This window comes from Asticcacaulis sp. DW145, assembly GCF_037101385.1.
Taxonomy (GTDB): domain Bacteria; phylum Pseudomonadota; class Alphaproteobacteria; order Caulobacterales; family Caulobacteraceae; genus Asticcacaulis; species Asticcacaulis currens.
Genome location: NZ_AP029024.1, coordinates 485,495 through 499,472, shown reverse-complemented (window position 1 = coordinate 499,472; position 13,978 = coordinate 485,495). Strand labels below are relative to the sequence as shown.

Genomic DNA, 13,978 nt, shown 5'->3' with positions numbered 1-13,978 from the left:
ATCCTGGGGGCAACTGGGGACGAGGCGTATCCCAGACCCTAGAAGACAGGTTCCAACAGGGCGTGAATGAAGAGGGTTAATCCTCGTCGTCAGGCCCCAGAATCATCAGGCTGTCGTCAAAGTCCATCAGCACGTCGGCATATTCCAGCGCCGTCAGGCGGTGGGTGGCGAAGCTCGACGTCATGCGATAGCTCCAGAAGGACGCGATGTGCCCCAATATGCCGATGGTTTCGCCCAGCTCGAAAAACAGTTTCGGACCTTGAAGCAGGAATTGCCGGAAGGGACCGGGGTTCTGCCCCTGGGTCAGGGCGTGATAGGCGCGGTCATAGATGCCGATGGTGCGGGCCACCTCATTAACCGCCTTGGCGATACGCCGCCCCAGACGCGGACGCACCTCGCGCAGATAATCGCGCACCTGATCGTCGACGGCCCCAACCGGCTGATAGGACCCCAACCCCTGAATGACGCGGCGCATCTCGTTTTGCAGTTCTTCGTGTCGCCATTTGAAATAGAGAAAGCCGCGCCACGAAAAAATACCCTCGGAAAACTCTTCTTCGGACATGCGCAGGGTCATACGCAAAGGTGACAGTTCCTGATCCAATTCGTTCGACAAGATCTTGCCCGCCAGCTTGATACTGGCCCCCCCGATCATGGCATGGCCAAAGGCCGTGCGCACCAGTTGCTCGATCTCGGCATTGGCAAAGCCGATCATCCGCTGGATGTCATTGGCGGAAATATTGAGATAGCAGGTGCCGGGCTTGAAGCCGTGGCGCGACAGGTGCTCACGCACAAGAAACGGATCGAGCGACGGCAGGGCGTCGAGCAGGCGCAAAATCTGTACGTCGATATGGGAATTGACGTCGCCAATGCCGAACTGCGTACGGCAGAAGGCTTCAAACCCCACCTGATTGACCATCACCGAGCGTCCGCCCAGGCGCAGGTCGGTGGCGTCGAAGGGCATAATGACCTTGGTGGCCGTACGGCGCGTTCGGCTGAACAGATCGCGCTCATTGGCCCGCAGGGTGTGCTTGATCAAGATGGCGCGGTTAAGCTGCTTGTCTCGGAAAAAGGGCCTTGCGATATAGTCTTTTTCATTGGACATGACGAGACCGATGGCCGCCAGATTGAGAACGCGGCTGGTGGAAGCCGTATCCCCCAGATTGGCCAGATTGCGTACATCGCGCGTAGCGGGCTTGCCCTTGTCCGAACGCGCCTGAAACGCCCCCCGGGTCTGTTGGTAGGTCGCCACAGCCGTCATGCCGATAGTCTCTTCCTCTTGCGATTCCTAACCAGCGCCTCAAGCTGACGGATGATGGCCACAGCCTCCGGCATCTCTTCATTGCGCAAGTCATTGAGCCGACGAATGGAACCCAGATGCACGTCGAGCACGTCCGGTTCGGTCTCATTTCCGAAAAATGCCACATATTCCTTTAAAGAACGTGTAGCTTCGGCCAGAAGTTTATGGCGATATTTTACCGCCTGCGTTTCGGCCTCGGTCGTGCGTTCAATCAGATAATCAAGCGTCTCCTTATGCAGGCCGCCACGCGCCGCCATCAGGGCATGCAAGGCCTCAAGTTCTACCGACAGCCCCTGCTGGAACAGGATACGCGAGTGGCGGTCAGCCGCCGCTTCTATGTCATCGACACGGCGCATCAATCCCCGATAGTCGGCATCGCGCCGACGGCGGCGGCACGGCCCTACATAGCGCATGGAAACGATAAATGGACGCGGATGACACAGGGCCGAGGTCACGCCCCGCAACAGGCTGCGGGTCGAGAACGGCTTAATCACAAACTCATCGACACCGGCATTGCGGGCTTCGGCTACGTCGCGCGAACGCTGACGACCGGTCAGCATCAGGACGGGGATGCGCGGATTGGGGAAACGGAGATCATCATGCACCGCCGCCTGACGCAGCAACAGAGTCAGTTCAATGCCCGACAGGCCTGGCAGGTTCCAGTCCAGGATCATCAGGTCGGGATTATAGGCCCCCAGAAGCTCAATCGCTTCTTCGGCATCGCGCGCCTGCACCGTTTGGTGAAAGCCAGAGGACCGCAAGACCTCAACGATCATCCGCCTCAGGCCATCATTATCTTCAACGATCAGAACCGTCGTGCCGGACAGATTGACATTGCGCAACAACGCAGAGGCTTCAGACATGATAAGGGTACCATATAATACCATGGACGGAGAGGTTGATCGCCTCCCGGCCGTTGAAGGCACGAAACGATCTCATCTGCATCCGCGACATGAGATCGTCTCGAAAGGCATACCGAGGACCATTTCCACGAACCTTGATATCAACATGCGAGGCGAGCCTAGAGCACAATCCTTAACCCAGACTTTAACCAATTGAAAATACTATGGTTAATTGAAATTAAGCGCAGCTGGAAACCGCTTGTAAACCCTGTTGTGCTAGTCTGTGACCATGAACAGACGTGACCTTTTAAGATGGCAATTGTCCGGCCTGACCCTGATGGCGGTGGGCGGCGCGGCTTCGCAGGCGCTCGCCAGCGGTGCCCCCAAGAAGAAGGGCGGCGGGGCCGATTTTGTGCAGATGCCGTTGCTGACCGTCTTCACGAAGGCGCGTGGCGGCAAGCACGGTACGCTGACGGTCGAGGTGGGCCTCGACACCAACAAGAACGAAAAGCTGGCCGAAATGCTGAGCAGGTCGGTTCCGCGCCTGCGCGACGCCTATGTGGCCCGCCTGCAAGCCTACGCCATGGGGCTGACGGCCTCGTCTGTGGTCGATCTCGACTATATGACCCGAGAGCTTCAGACGGCCACCGACGCCATTATTAAACAAAAGGGCGTCAGGGTACTGCTGGGCAGCGTGGTTCTGGCGTAAAAACAGCCTGCCCCTGATATCAGGGGCAGCGCTTGTTACCCCCGCTCCTTGGTGCGCAGGAATTTCACGTCGGGATAGCGTTCGGCGACATAGCCGATCTCCCAGGCCGACTTGCCCAGAAACACCGGAAACTCGTCGATATCCGTGCCCATGGCTGAGCGGTGCTTGCCGGCAAAGTCCTCGATCTTGGCCGCATCCCCGCCCAGCCAGCGCGCTTCGGCATAGGGTGAGGGCTCAAAGATCACATCCAGCCCGTATTCGTTGGCCAGACGGTCGGCCATGACTTCGAACTGAAGCTGACCCACGGCACCGACGATAAAGTCTGAACCGATGGACGGACGGAACAACTGGGTCACCCCCTCTTCGGCCAGCGATTCCAGCGCTTTTTTAAGGTGTTTGGCCTTCAGCGGGTCTTTGACGCGCACGCGCTGGAGGATTTCCGGCGCGAAGTTGGGCAGGCCCTGAAAGCGCACTGTGCCGCTTTCCGACAAAGAGTCACCGACACGCAGCACGCCATGATTTGGGATGCCTATGACATCGCCGCCAAAGGCGTCTTCGGCCAGTTCGCGGTCCGAGGCAAAGAACATGATCGGCGCATTGACGCTCAGTTGTTTACCCGTATTCTGCACCTTGAGCTTCATGCCACGCTGGAACTTGCCCGAGGTCAGCTTGAGCATGGCGATACGGTCACGGTGGTTGGGGTCCATATTGGCCTGCACCTTGAACACGAAGCCGGTGACTTCCTTGTCGGTCGGATCGACCGCGGTGTCGGTCCCGGCCTTCGATGCCGCCACTGTCTTGGGGGCCGGGGCGAAGTCGCCAATCGCCTGAAGCAACTGATTGACGCCGTAATGGCGCAGCGCCGAGCCGAAGATGACCGGCGTCATATGGCCTTCGAGGAAGCTCTCGACCTCAAACGCCTTGAAACCGCCCTCCAGCAATTCGGCCGTATCGCGCAGTTCGTCGAGTTCGCCTTGGTCAAGCCAGCCCTTGGTCACGGCCTGATCCAGCGGGGCCGGGGCTTCGTGGCCCTGATCGTATTCCGAACCCGACTCGCGGCGGGTGAAGGGGTAAAACAGGCCGGTCTTCAGCTCCAGCATCCCGCGGAAACGGTTACCCGATCCCGCCGGCCAGTAGAGCGGCGACGGATCGAGTTGAAGCTTCGACGCCACCTCGTCCAGCAGGGCCAGCGAGTCCTCAGCCTCACGGTCCATCTTGTTGATGAAGGTGATGATGGGGATATCGCGCAGGCGGCACACTTCAAACAGTTTGAGCGTTTGCGGCTCGATACCCTTGGCGGCGTCGAGCACCATGATGGCGGCGTCGGCGGCGGTCAGAGTGCGATAGGTGTCTTCCGAAAAGTCTTCGTGGCCAGGCGTATCGAGCAGGTTGAACACCTTGCCATCGTGCTCAAAGGTCATCACCGAGGACGACACCGAAATGCCGCGTTCCTTTTCGATCTTCATCCAGTCGGAACGGGTGCGGCGGTTTTCGCCGCGCGCCCGGACCTGACCGGCGGCGCGGATCGACCCACCGGCCAGCAGCAGGTGCTCGGTCAGGGTCGTCTTACCGGCGTCCGGGTGCGAGATAATAGCGAAGGTACGGCGGCGGGGCGCTTCGGTGGCGGGGGTATTAGACATGCGGTGCGGATAAGGCTTTGGGGGTAAAATGTAAAGGCCCCGAACCCGCCGTCAATGCCCGACCAATACCACGCCGACGAGCACCGCGCACCAGTGCAGGACAGCCCCCGTAATCACGTGGCCATGCCAGATGGCCCGGCGGAATTTCAGCCGCTTCATCATGTAGAAGATAGCTCCGACGCTATAAACCACCCCGCCAATGGCCAGCAGGATCATGGCCGCGGGCGGAACATCGGCGATCATCGGTTTGAGTGCAATCACCACCAGCCAGCCGAGGATGAGATAGAGCGCCACCCACACCCCCTTGCCCACGCCCGGCATGAACAGCTTGCCCAATATACCCAGCCCGGCCAGAGTCCATACGCCAGCCGTCATGCCCCAGGCCCACGGCCCGCTTAGGGCCTGCGTGGTGAAGGGTGTATAGCTAGCGGCGATCATCAGGAAAATGCCCGCGTGATCGAGGCGGCGTAGAAAAGGCTGAAAACGCGGGCTGGCGAAATTATAGGCCGTCGAAAAGGCTAGCATGGCGATCATGCCCACCGAATAGATGATCACGGCGGCCACCATGCCCAGCAAACCTTGCGTGACGGCCAGCCCCAGTGCCACCCCGCCACCGAACAGGGCAAAGGCCAGTCCCGTCACGTGCACGATCAGATCGGCGTGGCGCGCCCAGCGTGTGGGATAGTGCGGCAGAGGGGGCAGGGAAATATTCATGGGCAGAGGATCGCGCAAAGGCTGGTCAGGGTCAATTCAAACCCTGTTGCATCGCATTGTAACCGCCTGCCGCAACGGAAAGGCAAGCCCCTTTCGCCCCCGTCCGGTCCAAACGTTTGCATCTTCGAAAACGCCACCCATATGTGCGCCATGACCGATACCCGCGCCCCCGCCCCGCCTAACCTGTCGCCCGCACTTGTGGCGCTGTTCGCCTTCGCGTGCGGCGCCATTGTCGGCAATCTCTACTACGCCCAGCCGATTATCGAGCTGATCGCGCCGGATGTCGGCCTGTCGCAGACGACGGCCAGCCTGATCGTCTCATTGACCCAGATTGGCTACGTGGCGGGGATGGTGTTCATCACGCCCTTGCTCGACCTGTTTGAGAATAAACGCCTGATCCTTATTACCCTCGGTCTAGCGTTTGTCAGTCTGATCCTAAGCGCCACGGCGCAAAACGGCGGGCTTTTTCTGTTCGTTGCCTTTCTGACCGGGCTGGGGGCCGTGTCAGTGCAAATGCTGATACCGTTAGCAGCGCATCTGAGCCCGGAAGAAACGCGCGGTCGCACGGTCGGCAATATTATGGGCGGGTTGTTGACCGGGATTTTGTTGTCGCGGCCCTTGTCGAGTTTTGTGGCCGATCAACTGGGGTGGCGGGCGGTGTTCTTTATCGCCGCCGGGCTGATGATCGCCATTGGTCTGGTGCTGGCCCTGACCCTGCCGCAGCGCCGCCCGGCGCACACAGCCTCTTACGCGGCCCTGCTGCGGTCGATGGCATCGCTATGGCTCAACCAGCCGGTGCTACGGCAGCGCTCGCTGCTTCAGGCGACCATGTTTGGGGCCTTCAGCCTATTCTGGACCGCTGTGCCGGTGGAGCTGTTCCGGGCGTTTCACCTTAGCCAGTCACAGATCGCGCTGTTTGCCCTGTCCGGGGCCGCAGGCGCTCTGGCCGCCCCGCTCAGCGGACGGCTGGGCGATGCCGGGCACGGAGCAAAGGTCACTCTGTTTGGCCTGATCGGTGCGGCTCTGGCTATGCTGAGCGGCACCGTGCCGGCTGTGGTCAGCATTCTGTCGCTGATGGTCGCCGGGATCGTGCTCGATGCCTGCGTGCAACTGACGATGATCCAGGGGCAGCGCGCCATCTATGGCCTCGATTCGCACAGCCGCGGCCGTCTCAACGGGCTCTATATGGCGTCGATCTTTTTAGGCGGTGCAATCGGCTCGGCGGTGGCCAGCCCACTCTATGGTCTGGGCGGCTGGATGGCCATTGCCATCGCCGGTACCGTCGCGCCTCTGATCGGTCTCACCCTTTTCCTGACCCGCGAGCGGAAGAACGCAACCTCACCCATTACGCGGTGGTAAAAGGCTGAATTTTGGATAAGATGTCAGGAGCCTAGCGCTGGCTTTATATGGATACAGCCAGGCGACAGCGACGCCCCAGATTGCCAAAAGGCAGGCTATTACGCGGCGTGGCGGTGCCAGACGGCTCCATCCACCTTCGCGGCATCCAGTTGTCCGGCGACCTGTTGCTGGTACATCATACCGAGCGCCATTTCATTTAGCGCCTTGAAATCCGCCAGCACCTCGGCGGCCTGACCGCGACCGCCGTGATCCAGAAACTGCGCCGCGTTGACGTGCGGCATCTTGAGATGCAGCAGGTAGCACAGACGGCGGGCGCGTTCCGGGTTGTAGCGGTGGGCCTGCGGGTTTTCGGCAAACATCTCTTTACCCAACTGGGCGATGTAGTCGATCGACAGCGCCTCAAAGCGCTGCGCATCCAGCGGATGCATCATGCGCGAGGGGTCAAGATCGAAGACGACATCGTTGAGGAGAAAATGCAAGGCGATCACCTTTATGAACTACTAGGCGATCATCATGACACAGAGGGTTTGAAATCCCGTTTAGGAACAGGGTTTACAAAAGCTGAATAGACTCGGTGAGGAAATGCCGCCCCTCGGTATCCTCGATTTCGACGACCCACAGATCGGAGTCGAAGCGGCGTTCGCGCACAATATAAGACTCAATGGCCTCAGGATCGCGTGAGGTGATGGGCTTCATCCACTTCACCTCGTCCCCAGCGGTGACCTGACGCAGAATATAGGTTTCGCGTTCGCGAAGGTGGGTGATTTTGAGAATGACGGCCCCGGCCCGTGCATCGCCCTTTTTCAGCACGTAGGCAAAGGCCCCGGCCTGCTCGGCGCGTCGGATCAGGGCCGATACCCAAAGGTCGGTCGGCAGTAACATGTGGTTTACCCTGTTTGCTCACCGGGACTTAAACACGTTCGTCTATAGTCGGCCTGCGAAGGGATGTCGAACGTGAACCGCTGCAAAATACTGGCTTCGGCCGTGGCTCTGATGCTGACCGCCACAGGTGCGGCCGCCGAAACCGTGTCTCTGGAGACCCTGACCCGTCGTCAGTTTATCAGCAGCGCCAATGCCCGCTGTAACTGGTTCGAAGGCCCCACCTTGCTGGCGCTGAAGGCCGGGTTGCTGCAAAACCGCAATGCGGCGCTGAACCATGGCATCGCGGCCTCGACCGTTTACGCGACGATTGATCAGGCGCGTGCCGCCGCCAACCGCGCCGACTGCAATAATCCGGCCCTGAAACAGGAGGTCGAAACCCTGCGCGGCGCCTATCGCGGGTTTGTGGCGCAAAACCGTCTGACCCTGCGCGGCGTGCGCAGCGAATGGCTGGCCGACCGCACCGAAGAACGCCTGTCGAAATGGCGTCTGGTGCAGTATCAGCAGACCGGCGATGTAAGCATGGGCTTTGGCCTTTATGGCACGCTGAAAGTTCAGACGCTCAGTGTGATGGCGCAATTCCGGGGCGAAACGCCCTATGCGGCGCGGCTGATCGTGCGCGATCCGGCCCGCCGTTCCGGCCTGATCAACCGTGACGCTCTGGCCGTGTCGGCGCAGATGCCGAAAGGGGTGAGCCCGTTTGATCTCAGCTTTGCCGCCTCCGGTCGTCGCAGCACGCAGATCGCGCTGACCAACGCGCCGCGCGTCAATCTGGCGGGGTTCACCGTGGATGGCAAGTTCGCCGGTCACGCCGAAAAACGCGACACCCTGCGCTTTGATTTCCCTCTGAGCGCGACGGTCGCCATCGGCAAACTCGACCCGCGCGAAGACGTTGTGGTGGCGTTCGACTTCAACAGTGGCACGCAGTATGCGCGCTTTGAAGCCGGGGATTTCGTACCGGGTCTGGTCTTCGCCACCCTGCCCTCGCCGTATGGGGTGAAGTAGAGGTTACGACTTCGGGGGGCGGATGACAAAATCACTGCCGGTCAAGTCGGGCGGCGTGTAGAGACGGTCTTCCAGTGGCCTGGGCGTTTCAGTTGACAAGGCGACCAGCGTATCGCTATCCGGGGCTCCAGGCGGGCTGAGCGGCAATTCCGGCTGATCCGTATTGACCGCGACTGGCAGCAGCAGGCTGACGCTTGTCCCCACCCCCAGCTCGCTTTCTATCGTCATACGCCCCCTATGAAGCCCGGCCAGGGCCTGCACCAGCGACAGGCCGAGCCCTGTGCCCATGGCCCGCAACTCCATCGGCCCGGACTGCTCATAGGGCTTGCCCAGCCGCTTGAGGTCTTCGGGCGCGATGCCGACGCCGGTGTCGGTGATCTGGATGTCGATACTGTCCTGCCCGGTTTCGCTGAGCATCAGGGTAACCGTGCCGCCCTGCGGCGTGAACTTTACGGCATTGGACAGCAGGTTAAGGCACATTTGCTTGATGGCGCGCTTGTCGGCCGTGACCTCAAGCGGCGTCGGAGGCAGGACGGACTTCACCGTCACCCCCTTGTCGTGCGCCGTCGCCAGTATTAGGCGCAGCGCCGCCGACACCGGATCGCGCGCATCGAAACGTTCCAGCGACAGCTCATAGCGGCTGGCCTCGATCTTCGACATGTCAAGCACGTCATTAACGAGATCAAGCACGTGCTGCCCGGACTCCCAGATCAGTTGAGAGTATTCAGCGTATTTGCCAGTCAGGGGGCCAAACATCTGCTGACGCATGATGTCGGAAAAGCCGATAACGGCATTGAGGGGCGTACGCAGTTCGTGGCTCATCCCGGCCAGGAAACGCGACTTGCCCTCATTGAGCGCCTGCGCTTCCTGACGCGCCGTTTCCAGTTCATCCTCGCGCGCGTGTTGCAGCGAGGCGTCGGACAGAACGCCATAGAGCTTGCCGTCCGCCCCGCGTCGCAGACTGAGGCGCAGGAAATGATTGAGTGCGGCGTGCGGCATAAAGCCGGCTTCGGCGCGGCCCGTATCCTGCGCCGCCTCCAACGCCTGCATCAGGCCCAGACGGTGCGGGACGTGCGCGCACGTAATCAGGCCGTGCTTCATCAAAAGCCCCATATCGAGCCCGGGCGGTGATTCGCCATAGGCCGATAAGAGCCGCCCCTCGCCATCGACGCTGATGATCAGATGGGGCTGTTCGCTGAGCAGGGTCAGGAAGCGCGAGCGGTCGTGTTCGACGCCACGCACCGCCTCGGTCCTAACGCGCAGGGCGGGCAAAAGCGAGAGACCGAGCCCCGTCACCAGCGTTACCACCGCCACTGAAGCCAGCCAGAAACTTTCGACAATGTCCGGCAGGGGAAACAGCCGCATCAGCGAAAACAGTATGCCGAAAAGGGTCACCGCCACCGACAGGGCCGCGCCCAGCAGGATAAGACGCCGCTGATTGAGTGCCACGGCAGCGGCCATCGGCGCGGCCACCCACGGCGCCAGCGGCCCCAGCACACCGCCTGAAAGACCGAGCGCCAGAAGACAGGCCACTGCCCACACCCAGACCAGCATCTGGCGGGTACGAAAATCATCGCGATTGAGCAGGAAGACACTGCACACACCCGGCAGGGAGGCCGCCGCCAGCGCCGCCAGCACATTGATCGACGCCGGCAGGAAGATCAGATAGACCATGGAGGCCAGACTGACCGCAGACCAGCCGAGGTGCCAAGCAATGACCCCCAGGCGCACGCGACCCCGCGGCGTGGCCATGGCCCCGGTGGGTGATCTCAGTTCCTGAAGATAGGATTTCAGCGGCACATCATGACTCTTGTACGGACTGGCTATCCTAACCAATTGCCTGCCAAAGAGAAAGGCTATCACCCGTCAAGCGAGAAAACCGACAGAAGGCCCGAAAATCCGGCCTGCGTCCGGAAACCTCTGCTTAAGACGTTAACTGTACGATTCACCTCAAAGTTTTATTCTGGTCCCCCTCCTTCCGGCGCAGGCTTCATGGACAAACAACCGGTGGCCCTCCCCCCCTCTGCCTGTCCCCAACCGGAGAGCGATTTCGGCAAGCGCGCCTTCATGCGCATGGTCAGCCACGAACTGCGCACTCCGCTTAACTCGATTATAGGCTTTGCCGAAGTCCTGACGCACGAACTCTACGGCCCCCTGGGGGCCCCCCAATACACCGAGTATGCCGGGATTATCCGCGACAGCGGCAAGAAACTCCTAAGCCTGTTCAACGATGTGCTGGAACTGGTGCGGCTGGAGAGCGAGCCCGGCCTTCTGCGCCCTGAGGTCGAGGCCCTGCTGCCCCATATCCATGACGCCGTACGCCGCCACACCCCGGCGGCGCAGGCGCGCGGCGTCCATATCCTGCCCGGACTGACCGATTCCGAACTGAGCGCACATTTCGATCCGCGCGGCCTGTGCCTGTGCCTCGACCACCTGATCAGCAATGCGATCGACTTTACGCCCGAAGGCCGCGATGTCGAAATCACGGTGCGCCCGGAGGGCGACCATGTCGATATCGCCGTCTTCAATCCGGGCAAGGCCCCGGACCCTGCCGATATTCCGCGCCTGATGCGGCCATTCGAACAGGGGGCCAGCGACTATAACCGCAGCCGCGAGGGGGCGGGTCTGGGCTGGCCGGTCGTCCGGCTGGCCGCTGAGGCGATGGGCGGCACCTTTTCGGTGCAGTCCGACCCCCGCCATGGCCTGAAAGCCACGGTGCGATTACGACGCCGCTGAGTTTCGGAACACGCTTTTTTTTCGACGCGCATTTGATCTTGAAAACCGTTTCACACTTTCCGGAAGGCGCTTTCACGCGCTATAGCCACCCCATGACCGATACATTCGACGCCCGACTGAATGACCTGCTGGAAGAATTCGACCTCTTCGACGACTGGGAAGACCGTTACCGCTACATCATCGACCTCGGTAAGACGCTGGCCCCGCTCAGCGAGGCCGAGCGCAACGAGGTGACGCGCGTGCGCGGTTGCGCCTCTCAGGTATGGCTGATGATGGATGAGGCCGGTGGCGGCATCTTGCGCTTTCGCGGCGATTCCGATGCCCATATTGTAAAGGGGTTGATCGCCATTCTGGTGCGCTTGCTGGACGGCCTGCCACGCGCCGACGTGCGCGACTTTTCGATCCGCGACACCTTGACCCGGCTGGGGCTTGACGAAGCCCTGTCGTCGCAGCGGACCAATGGCCTGATCTCGATGGTCGAGCGCCTGAAACAGGCGGCTGCCTGATCAGGTGACGCGTCTCAGGCCCGCATGCGGATATCGGCTTCGATATCGCGCAGGCGACGGGCGCGCCGGCGAGCGATCATGCCCATACTGTACATGACCGACAAGGCGGCGCAGAACAGGCCGAACTGGAGCAGACCTTCCGGGCGGAACCCGTAGGCCGTGCCCTGCGTGATATAGCCGTGCAGCAGGGCCACCGTGCCGGGCAGGCTGCCAACCGCTATGCCTATGGCGGCCCAGACATATTCAGTGATGTGTTCGCGACGGGTTTCGCACAGCGCATCCAACTCCTCATTGCTCACGACGTGGCGCAGCGGCTTGTCCAGCGTGCCGCGCAGAGGGCTTTTGAGGCTGGTGACCGAACCAGCCGAAAGTTTGTCTTCAGACATGATGCGTCCTTTTTCCGAACTCTGCCCCTATCCTCCTCTTGCCGTGCCGTTGCGTCAATCGCTGCGCCCGCATTCTGTAACAGCGTCATCTGCGCGCTACAGTTTGCCCCGCTTTCGTTTCATTGCGGCACAGCACACCGTTACCCGCCAATCTGATAATCAACCGCAAGATGCTTATAGGCTTCCTGGAGTTGTGCAGCGCCACATGAGGCCTAGGACAGAAACCTGTCCTCAAGGCCTACCCGACGCCCCAATCCGGCCAGATCACCCAGAACCCCCGCCGCCTCTACGCGCCAGAGCGGCAGACTAGAAGCACAGGTACCACGCCCTCCGCCGCCGAAACGGCCTCAGTCCCAAGTGAGCCGGTCGCCGCCATGGGCGGTGGCATCAACACGCGGCCACAGATCGAGGGCAGCCACTGTTAGCGATCAAAATAGCCTTCGCGGATCAGTCCGCTGAGATCATCCGACGGCGGCATCAGGCTCAGCCGCCCGTCCGCGTGACGGGTCAGCGGCCCCAGCGCCTGCACGGACCTCAGGTCAGCCTCACTCAGCCCGTCAACCGCCGGGCCCCGTCCGTCAGATGTCAGACGCAGTTCATAGCCGCCCGGCACGGGTTTCAGATGGGCGCCCGGTGTCCTCATCCGTTCGCGCAAGGCGTTGGCCGTGCCCCTCATCTGGCGGCCCGCCCACCCGACAGGGCCAGTCCCGCCGGTGTTTCCTGAAGGCAGGCTTCCAGCCGCTCGATCTGCTCATCCCACTGCCGGTTATCCCGCAGGTCCTCGATACGGCGGCAGGCGTGGCCCACCGTCGTGCGGTCGCGGCCGAAGGCTGCCCCGATGCGGTAAAGCGGCCATTGCCAGGCGACCGAGATCAGGTACATGGACAATTGCCGCGCCCGTGCGGTGCGCGCATCTTTGCGATCGGTCGCCCAGATATCGCTAAGCGGTACGCCCGTCACCACCGACACCAGCCCTATCACATATTCGACCGGCGCCGTGTCCGCCTTCGGATCGCGCCCCGTCTCTGCCCCCGCTTCCCTGCTGCGTTTCACCAGATATCCCCTTTCACGAGATTCAATTGTTGCCAATTTGTTCTCATGTTAAGCGCAGGGGATATTGAGAGGATAGTTTTCCTATTTCAAATTAAAACGTGGGAAATTGCGCCTATTTTGGCGTGGGGCTAGGCGCATCCGGGTAATTTTACGAGCACGAATCCTTGACGCGCATACACGTTCATTCTCTGTCAGAAGGCTCGGCCGGGCGAAAAAATCAAGCGGCGCGGATGCCGCTGGGGCCGGTCAGGTCGGGCTGTCCGATCAGGGCATCGTGTCCCAGAATCATATCGACGTGCACGCCATCGGACGCCAGAGGCAGTCGTAGCCAGAACAGGCTCAGCGACTTCGCCCCGCGCCAGGCCATGGAATGCAGACCTACGCCGGGCTTGCGCGAGCGGACCACGAAGGTGAGTTCCTCGGCCCAGTAACGCGCCTCATCCGGACCATAGATTTCGGTAAAATGCTTGCCGGTAATTTCCATACCGTAGGCCGTGTAAAGGTCGGTCCCGGCCAGACGCTGACGGAAACGATCCGGGCTATTGGCCGGATCTTCCGACAGCACATCGATCAGCGAGATGGTCGGCAACAGTTTGCGTACACTGCATGGATCAATGTCCGCACGCGAAGGCAGGCGCCCGGGACGGCGCAGGCTCTTCCAGTAGCGGAAGACCTCCTCATGCATGCGCAAAGCGCTCAGCATTTCAGCCGCCATGCCCGTCATAACTGTCCTGAAACCACGCCCCGTATACGAATCACCGATGTTCACCTTCTCTTAATCAGCGATTCCTTGGCAAGCAAAAAAGGGTTAACCAGAGATTTAAACCCGGTTAGCCACCCCTTCTATCCACA

16 protein-coding genes are annotated in these 13,978 nt (G+C 61.0%); 5 read left to right on the top strand and 11 right to left on the bottom strand.

What is annotated here, in order from left to right; genetic code table 11:
* Positions 1–76: 76 nt before the first annotated feature.
* Together AACH73_RS02285 and AACH73_RS02280 are read right to left on the bottom strand one after the other, a co-directional pair.
* Positions 77–1,258, bottom strand: a complete 1,182-nt coding sequence (locus AACH73_RS02285; protein ID WP_272740809.1) for a hypothetical protein — start codon at positions 1,256–1,258, stop codon at positions 77–79.
* A complete protein-coding gene (locus tag AACH73_RS02280; RefSeq protein ID WP_272740810.1) occupies positions 1,255–2,160 on the bottom strand; it encodes a response regulator in 906 nt (301 codons plus the stop codon). The genes AACH73_RS02285 and AACH73_RS02280 overlap by 4 nt, the downstream gene beginning before the upstream one ends.
* Before the next feature lie 268 nt (positions 2,161–2,428).
* Here AACH73_RS02280 and AACH73_RS02275 point away from each other — a divergent pair, with 268 nt between their 5' ends.
* Positions 2,429–2,848: a Tat pathway signal protein gene (locus AACH73_RS02275; RefSeq protein WP_272740811.1), complete on the top strand. Its 420-nt coding sequence runs from the start codon at positions 2,429–2,431 to the stop codon at positions 2,846–2,848.
* 35 nt (positions 2,849–2,883) lie between these two features.
* Here the strand turns inward: AACH73_RS02275 and AACH73_RS02270 are convergent, their stop codons facing one another.
* Both AACH73_RS02270 and AACH73_RS02265 read right to left on the bottom strand, forming a co-directional pair.
* Entirely contained in the window at positions 2,884–4,488 is a 1,605-nt protein-coding gene (locus tag AACH73_RS02270; protein WP_272740812.1) for a peptide chain release factor 3, read from the bottom strand.
* A 51-nt stretch (positions 4,489–4,539) separates the two neighbouring features.
* Complete coding sequence (locus AACH73_RS02265) at positions 4,540–5,202, bottom strand: hemolysin III family protein (protein ID WP_272740878.1); 663 nt, start codon at positions 5,200–5,202, stop codon at positions 4,540–4,542.
* A gap of 150 nt (positions 5,203–5,352) precedes the next feature.
* Between AACH73_RS02265 and AACH73_RS02260 the strand changes: the two genes are divergently transcribed.
* Positions 5,353–6,561, top strand: a complete 1,209-nt coding sequence (locus AACH73_RS02260; protein WP_338735283.1) for an MFS transporter — start codon at positions 5,353–5,355, stop codon at positions 6,559–6,561.
* 98 nt (positions 6,562–6,659) lie between these two features.
* Here AACH73_RS02260 and AACH73_RS02255 read toward each other — a convergent pair whose 3' ends face one another.
* Together AACH73_RS02255 and AACH73_RS02250 are read right to left on the bottom strand one after the other, a co-directional pair.
* Positions 6,660–7,049 (bottom strand): hypothetical protein, encoded by a 390-nt coding sequence (locus AACH73_RS02255; protein ID WP_338735282.1) that lies wholly within the window; start codon positions 7,047–7,049, stop codon positions 6,660–6,662.
* Between the two features lie 64 nt (positions 7,050–7,113).
* A complete protein-coding gene (locus AACH73_RS02250) occupies positions 7,114–7,443 on the bottom strand; it encodes a DUF1491 family protein (RefSeq protein WP_272740815.1) in 330 nt (109 codons plus the stop codon).
* A gap of 72 nt (positions 7,444–7,515) precedes the next feature.
* On the opposite strand from AACH73_RS02250, the gene AACH73_RS02245 reads away from it, so the two are divergent.
* Positions 7,516–8,445, top strand: coding sequence for a hypothetical protein (locus tag AACH73_RS02245; RefSeq protein WP_338735281.1), 930 nt, complete (start codon positions 7,516–7,518; stop codon positions 8,443–8,445).
* A 3-nt stretch (positions 8,446–8,448) separates the two neighbouring features.
* On the opposite strand, the gene AACH73_RS02240 is transcribed toward AACH73_RS02245, so the two are convergent.
* The gene (locus AACH73_RS02240) at positions 8,449–10,245 is read right to left on the bottom strand and encodes an ATP-binding protein (protein ID WP_338735280.1); all 1,797 of its coding nucleotides are present in this window, start codon (positions 10,243–10,245) and stop codon (positions 8,449–8,451) included.
* Between the two features lie 192 nt (positions 10,246–10,437).
* Here AACH73_RS02240 and AACH73_RS02235 point away from each other — a divergent pair, with 192 nt between their 5' ends.
* Entirely contained in the window at positions 10,438–11,181 is a 744-nt protein-coding gene (locus tag AACH73_RS02235) for a HAMP domain-containing sensor histidine kinase (protein ID WP_272740818.1), read from the top strand.
* Between the two features lie 92 nt (positions 11,182–11,273).
* Positions 11,274–11,687: a SufE family protein gene (locus AACH73_RS02230; RefSeq protein WP_272740819.1), complete on the top strand. Its 414-nt coding sequence runs from the start codon at positions 11,274–11,276 to the stop codon at positions 11,685–11,687.
* A gap of 14 nt (positions 11,688–11,701) precedes the next feature.
* On the opposite strand, the gene AACH73_RS02225 is transcribed toward AACH73_RS02230, so the two are convergent.
* The 4 genes from AACH73_RS02225 to AACH73_RS02210 all read right to left on the bottom strand — a co-directional run bounded on the left by AACH73_RS02225 (position 11,702) and on the right by AACH73_RS02210 (position 13,850).
* Positions 11,702–12,073: a hypothetical protein gene (locus AACH73_RS02225; protein WP_272740820.1), complete on the bottom strand. Its 372-nt coding sequence runs from the start codon at positions 12,071–12,073 to the stop codon at positions 11,702–11,704.
* A 421-nt stretch (positions 12,074–12,494) separates the two neighbouring features.
* Positions 12,495–12,749 (bottom strand): hypothetical protein, encoded by a 255-nt coding sequence (locus tag AACH73_RS02220; RefSeq protein WP_338735279.1) that lies wholly within the window; start codon positions 12,747–12,749, stop codon positions 12,495–12,497.
* On the bottom strand, positions 12,746–13,126 hold the full coding sequence (locus tag AACH73_RS02215) for a helix-turn-helix domain-containing protein (protein WP_338735278.1): 381 nt from the start codon (positions 13,124–13,126) through the stop codon (positions 12,746–12,748). The genes AACH73_RS02220 and AACH73_RS02215 overlap by 4 nt, the downstream gene beginning before the upstream one ends.
* Before the next feature lie 217 nt (positions 13,127–13,343).
* Positions 13,344–13,850, bottom strand: a complete 507-nt coding sequence (locus AACH73_RS02210) for a PAS domain-containing protein (protein WP_272740823.1) — start codon at positions 13,848–13,850, stop codon at positions 13,344–13,346.
* Between the last annotated feature and the right edge of the window lie 128 nt (positions 13,851–13,978).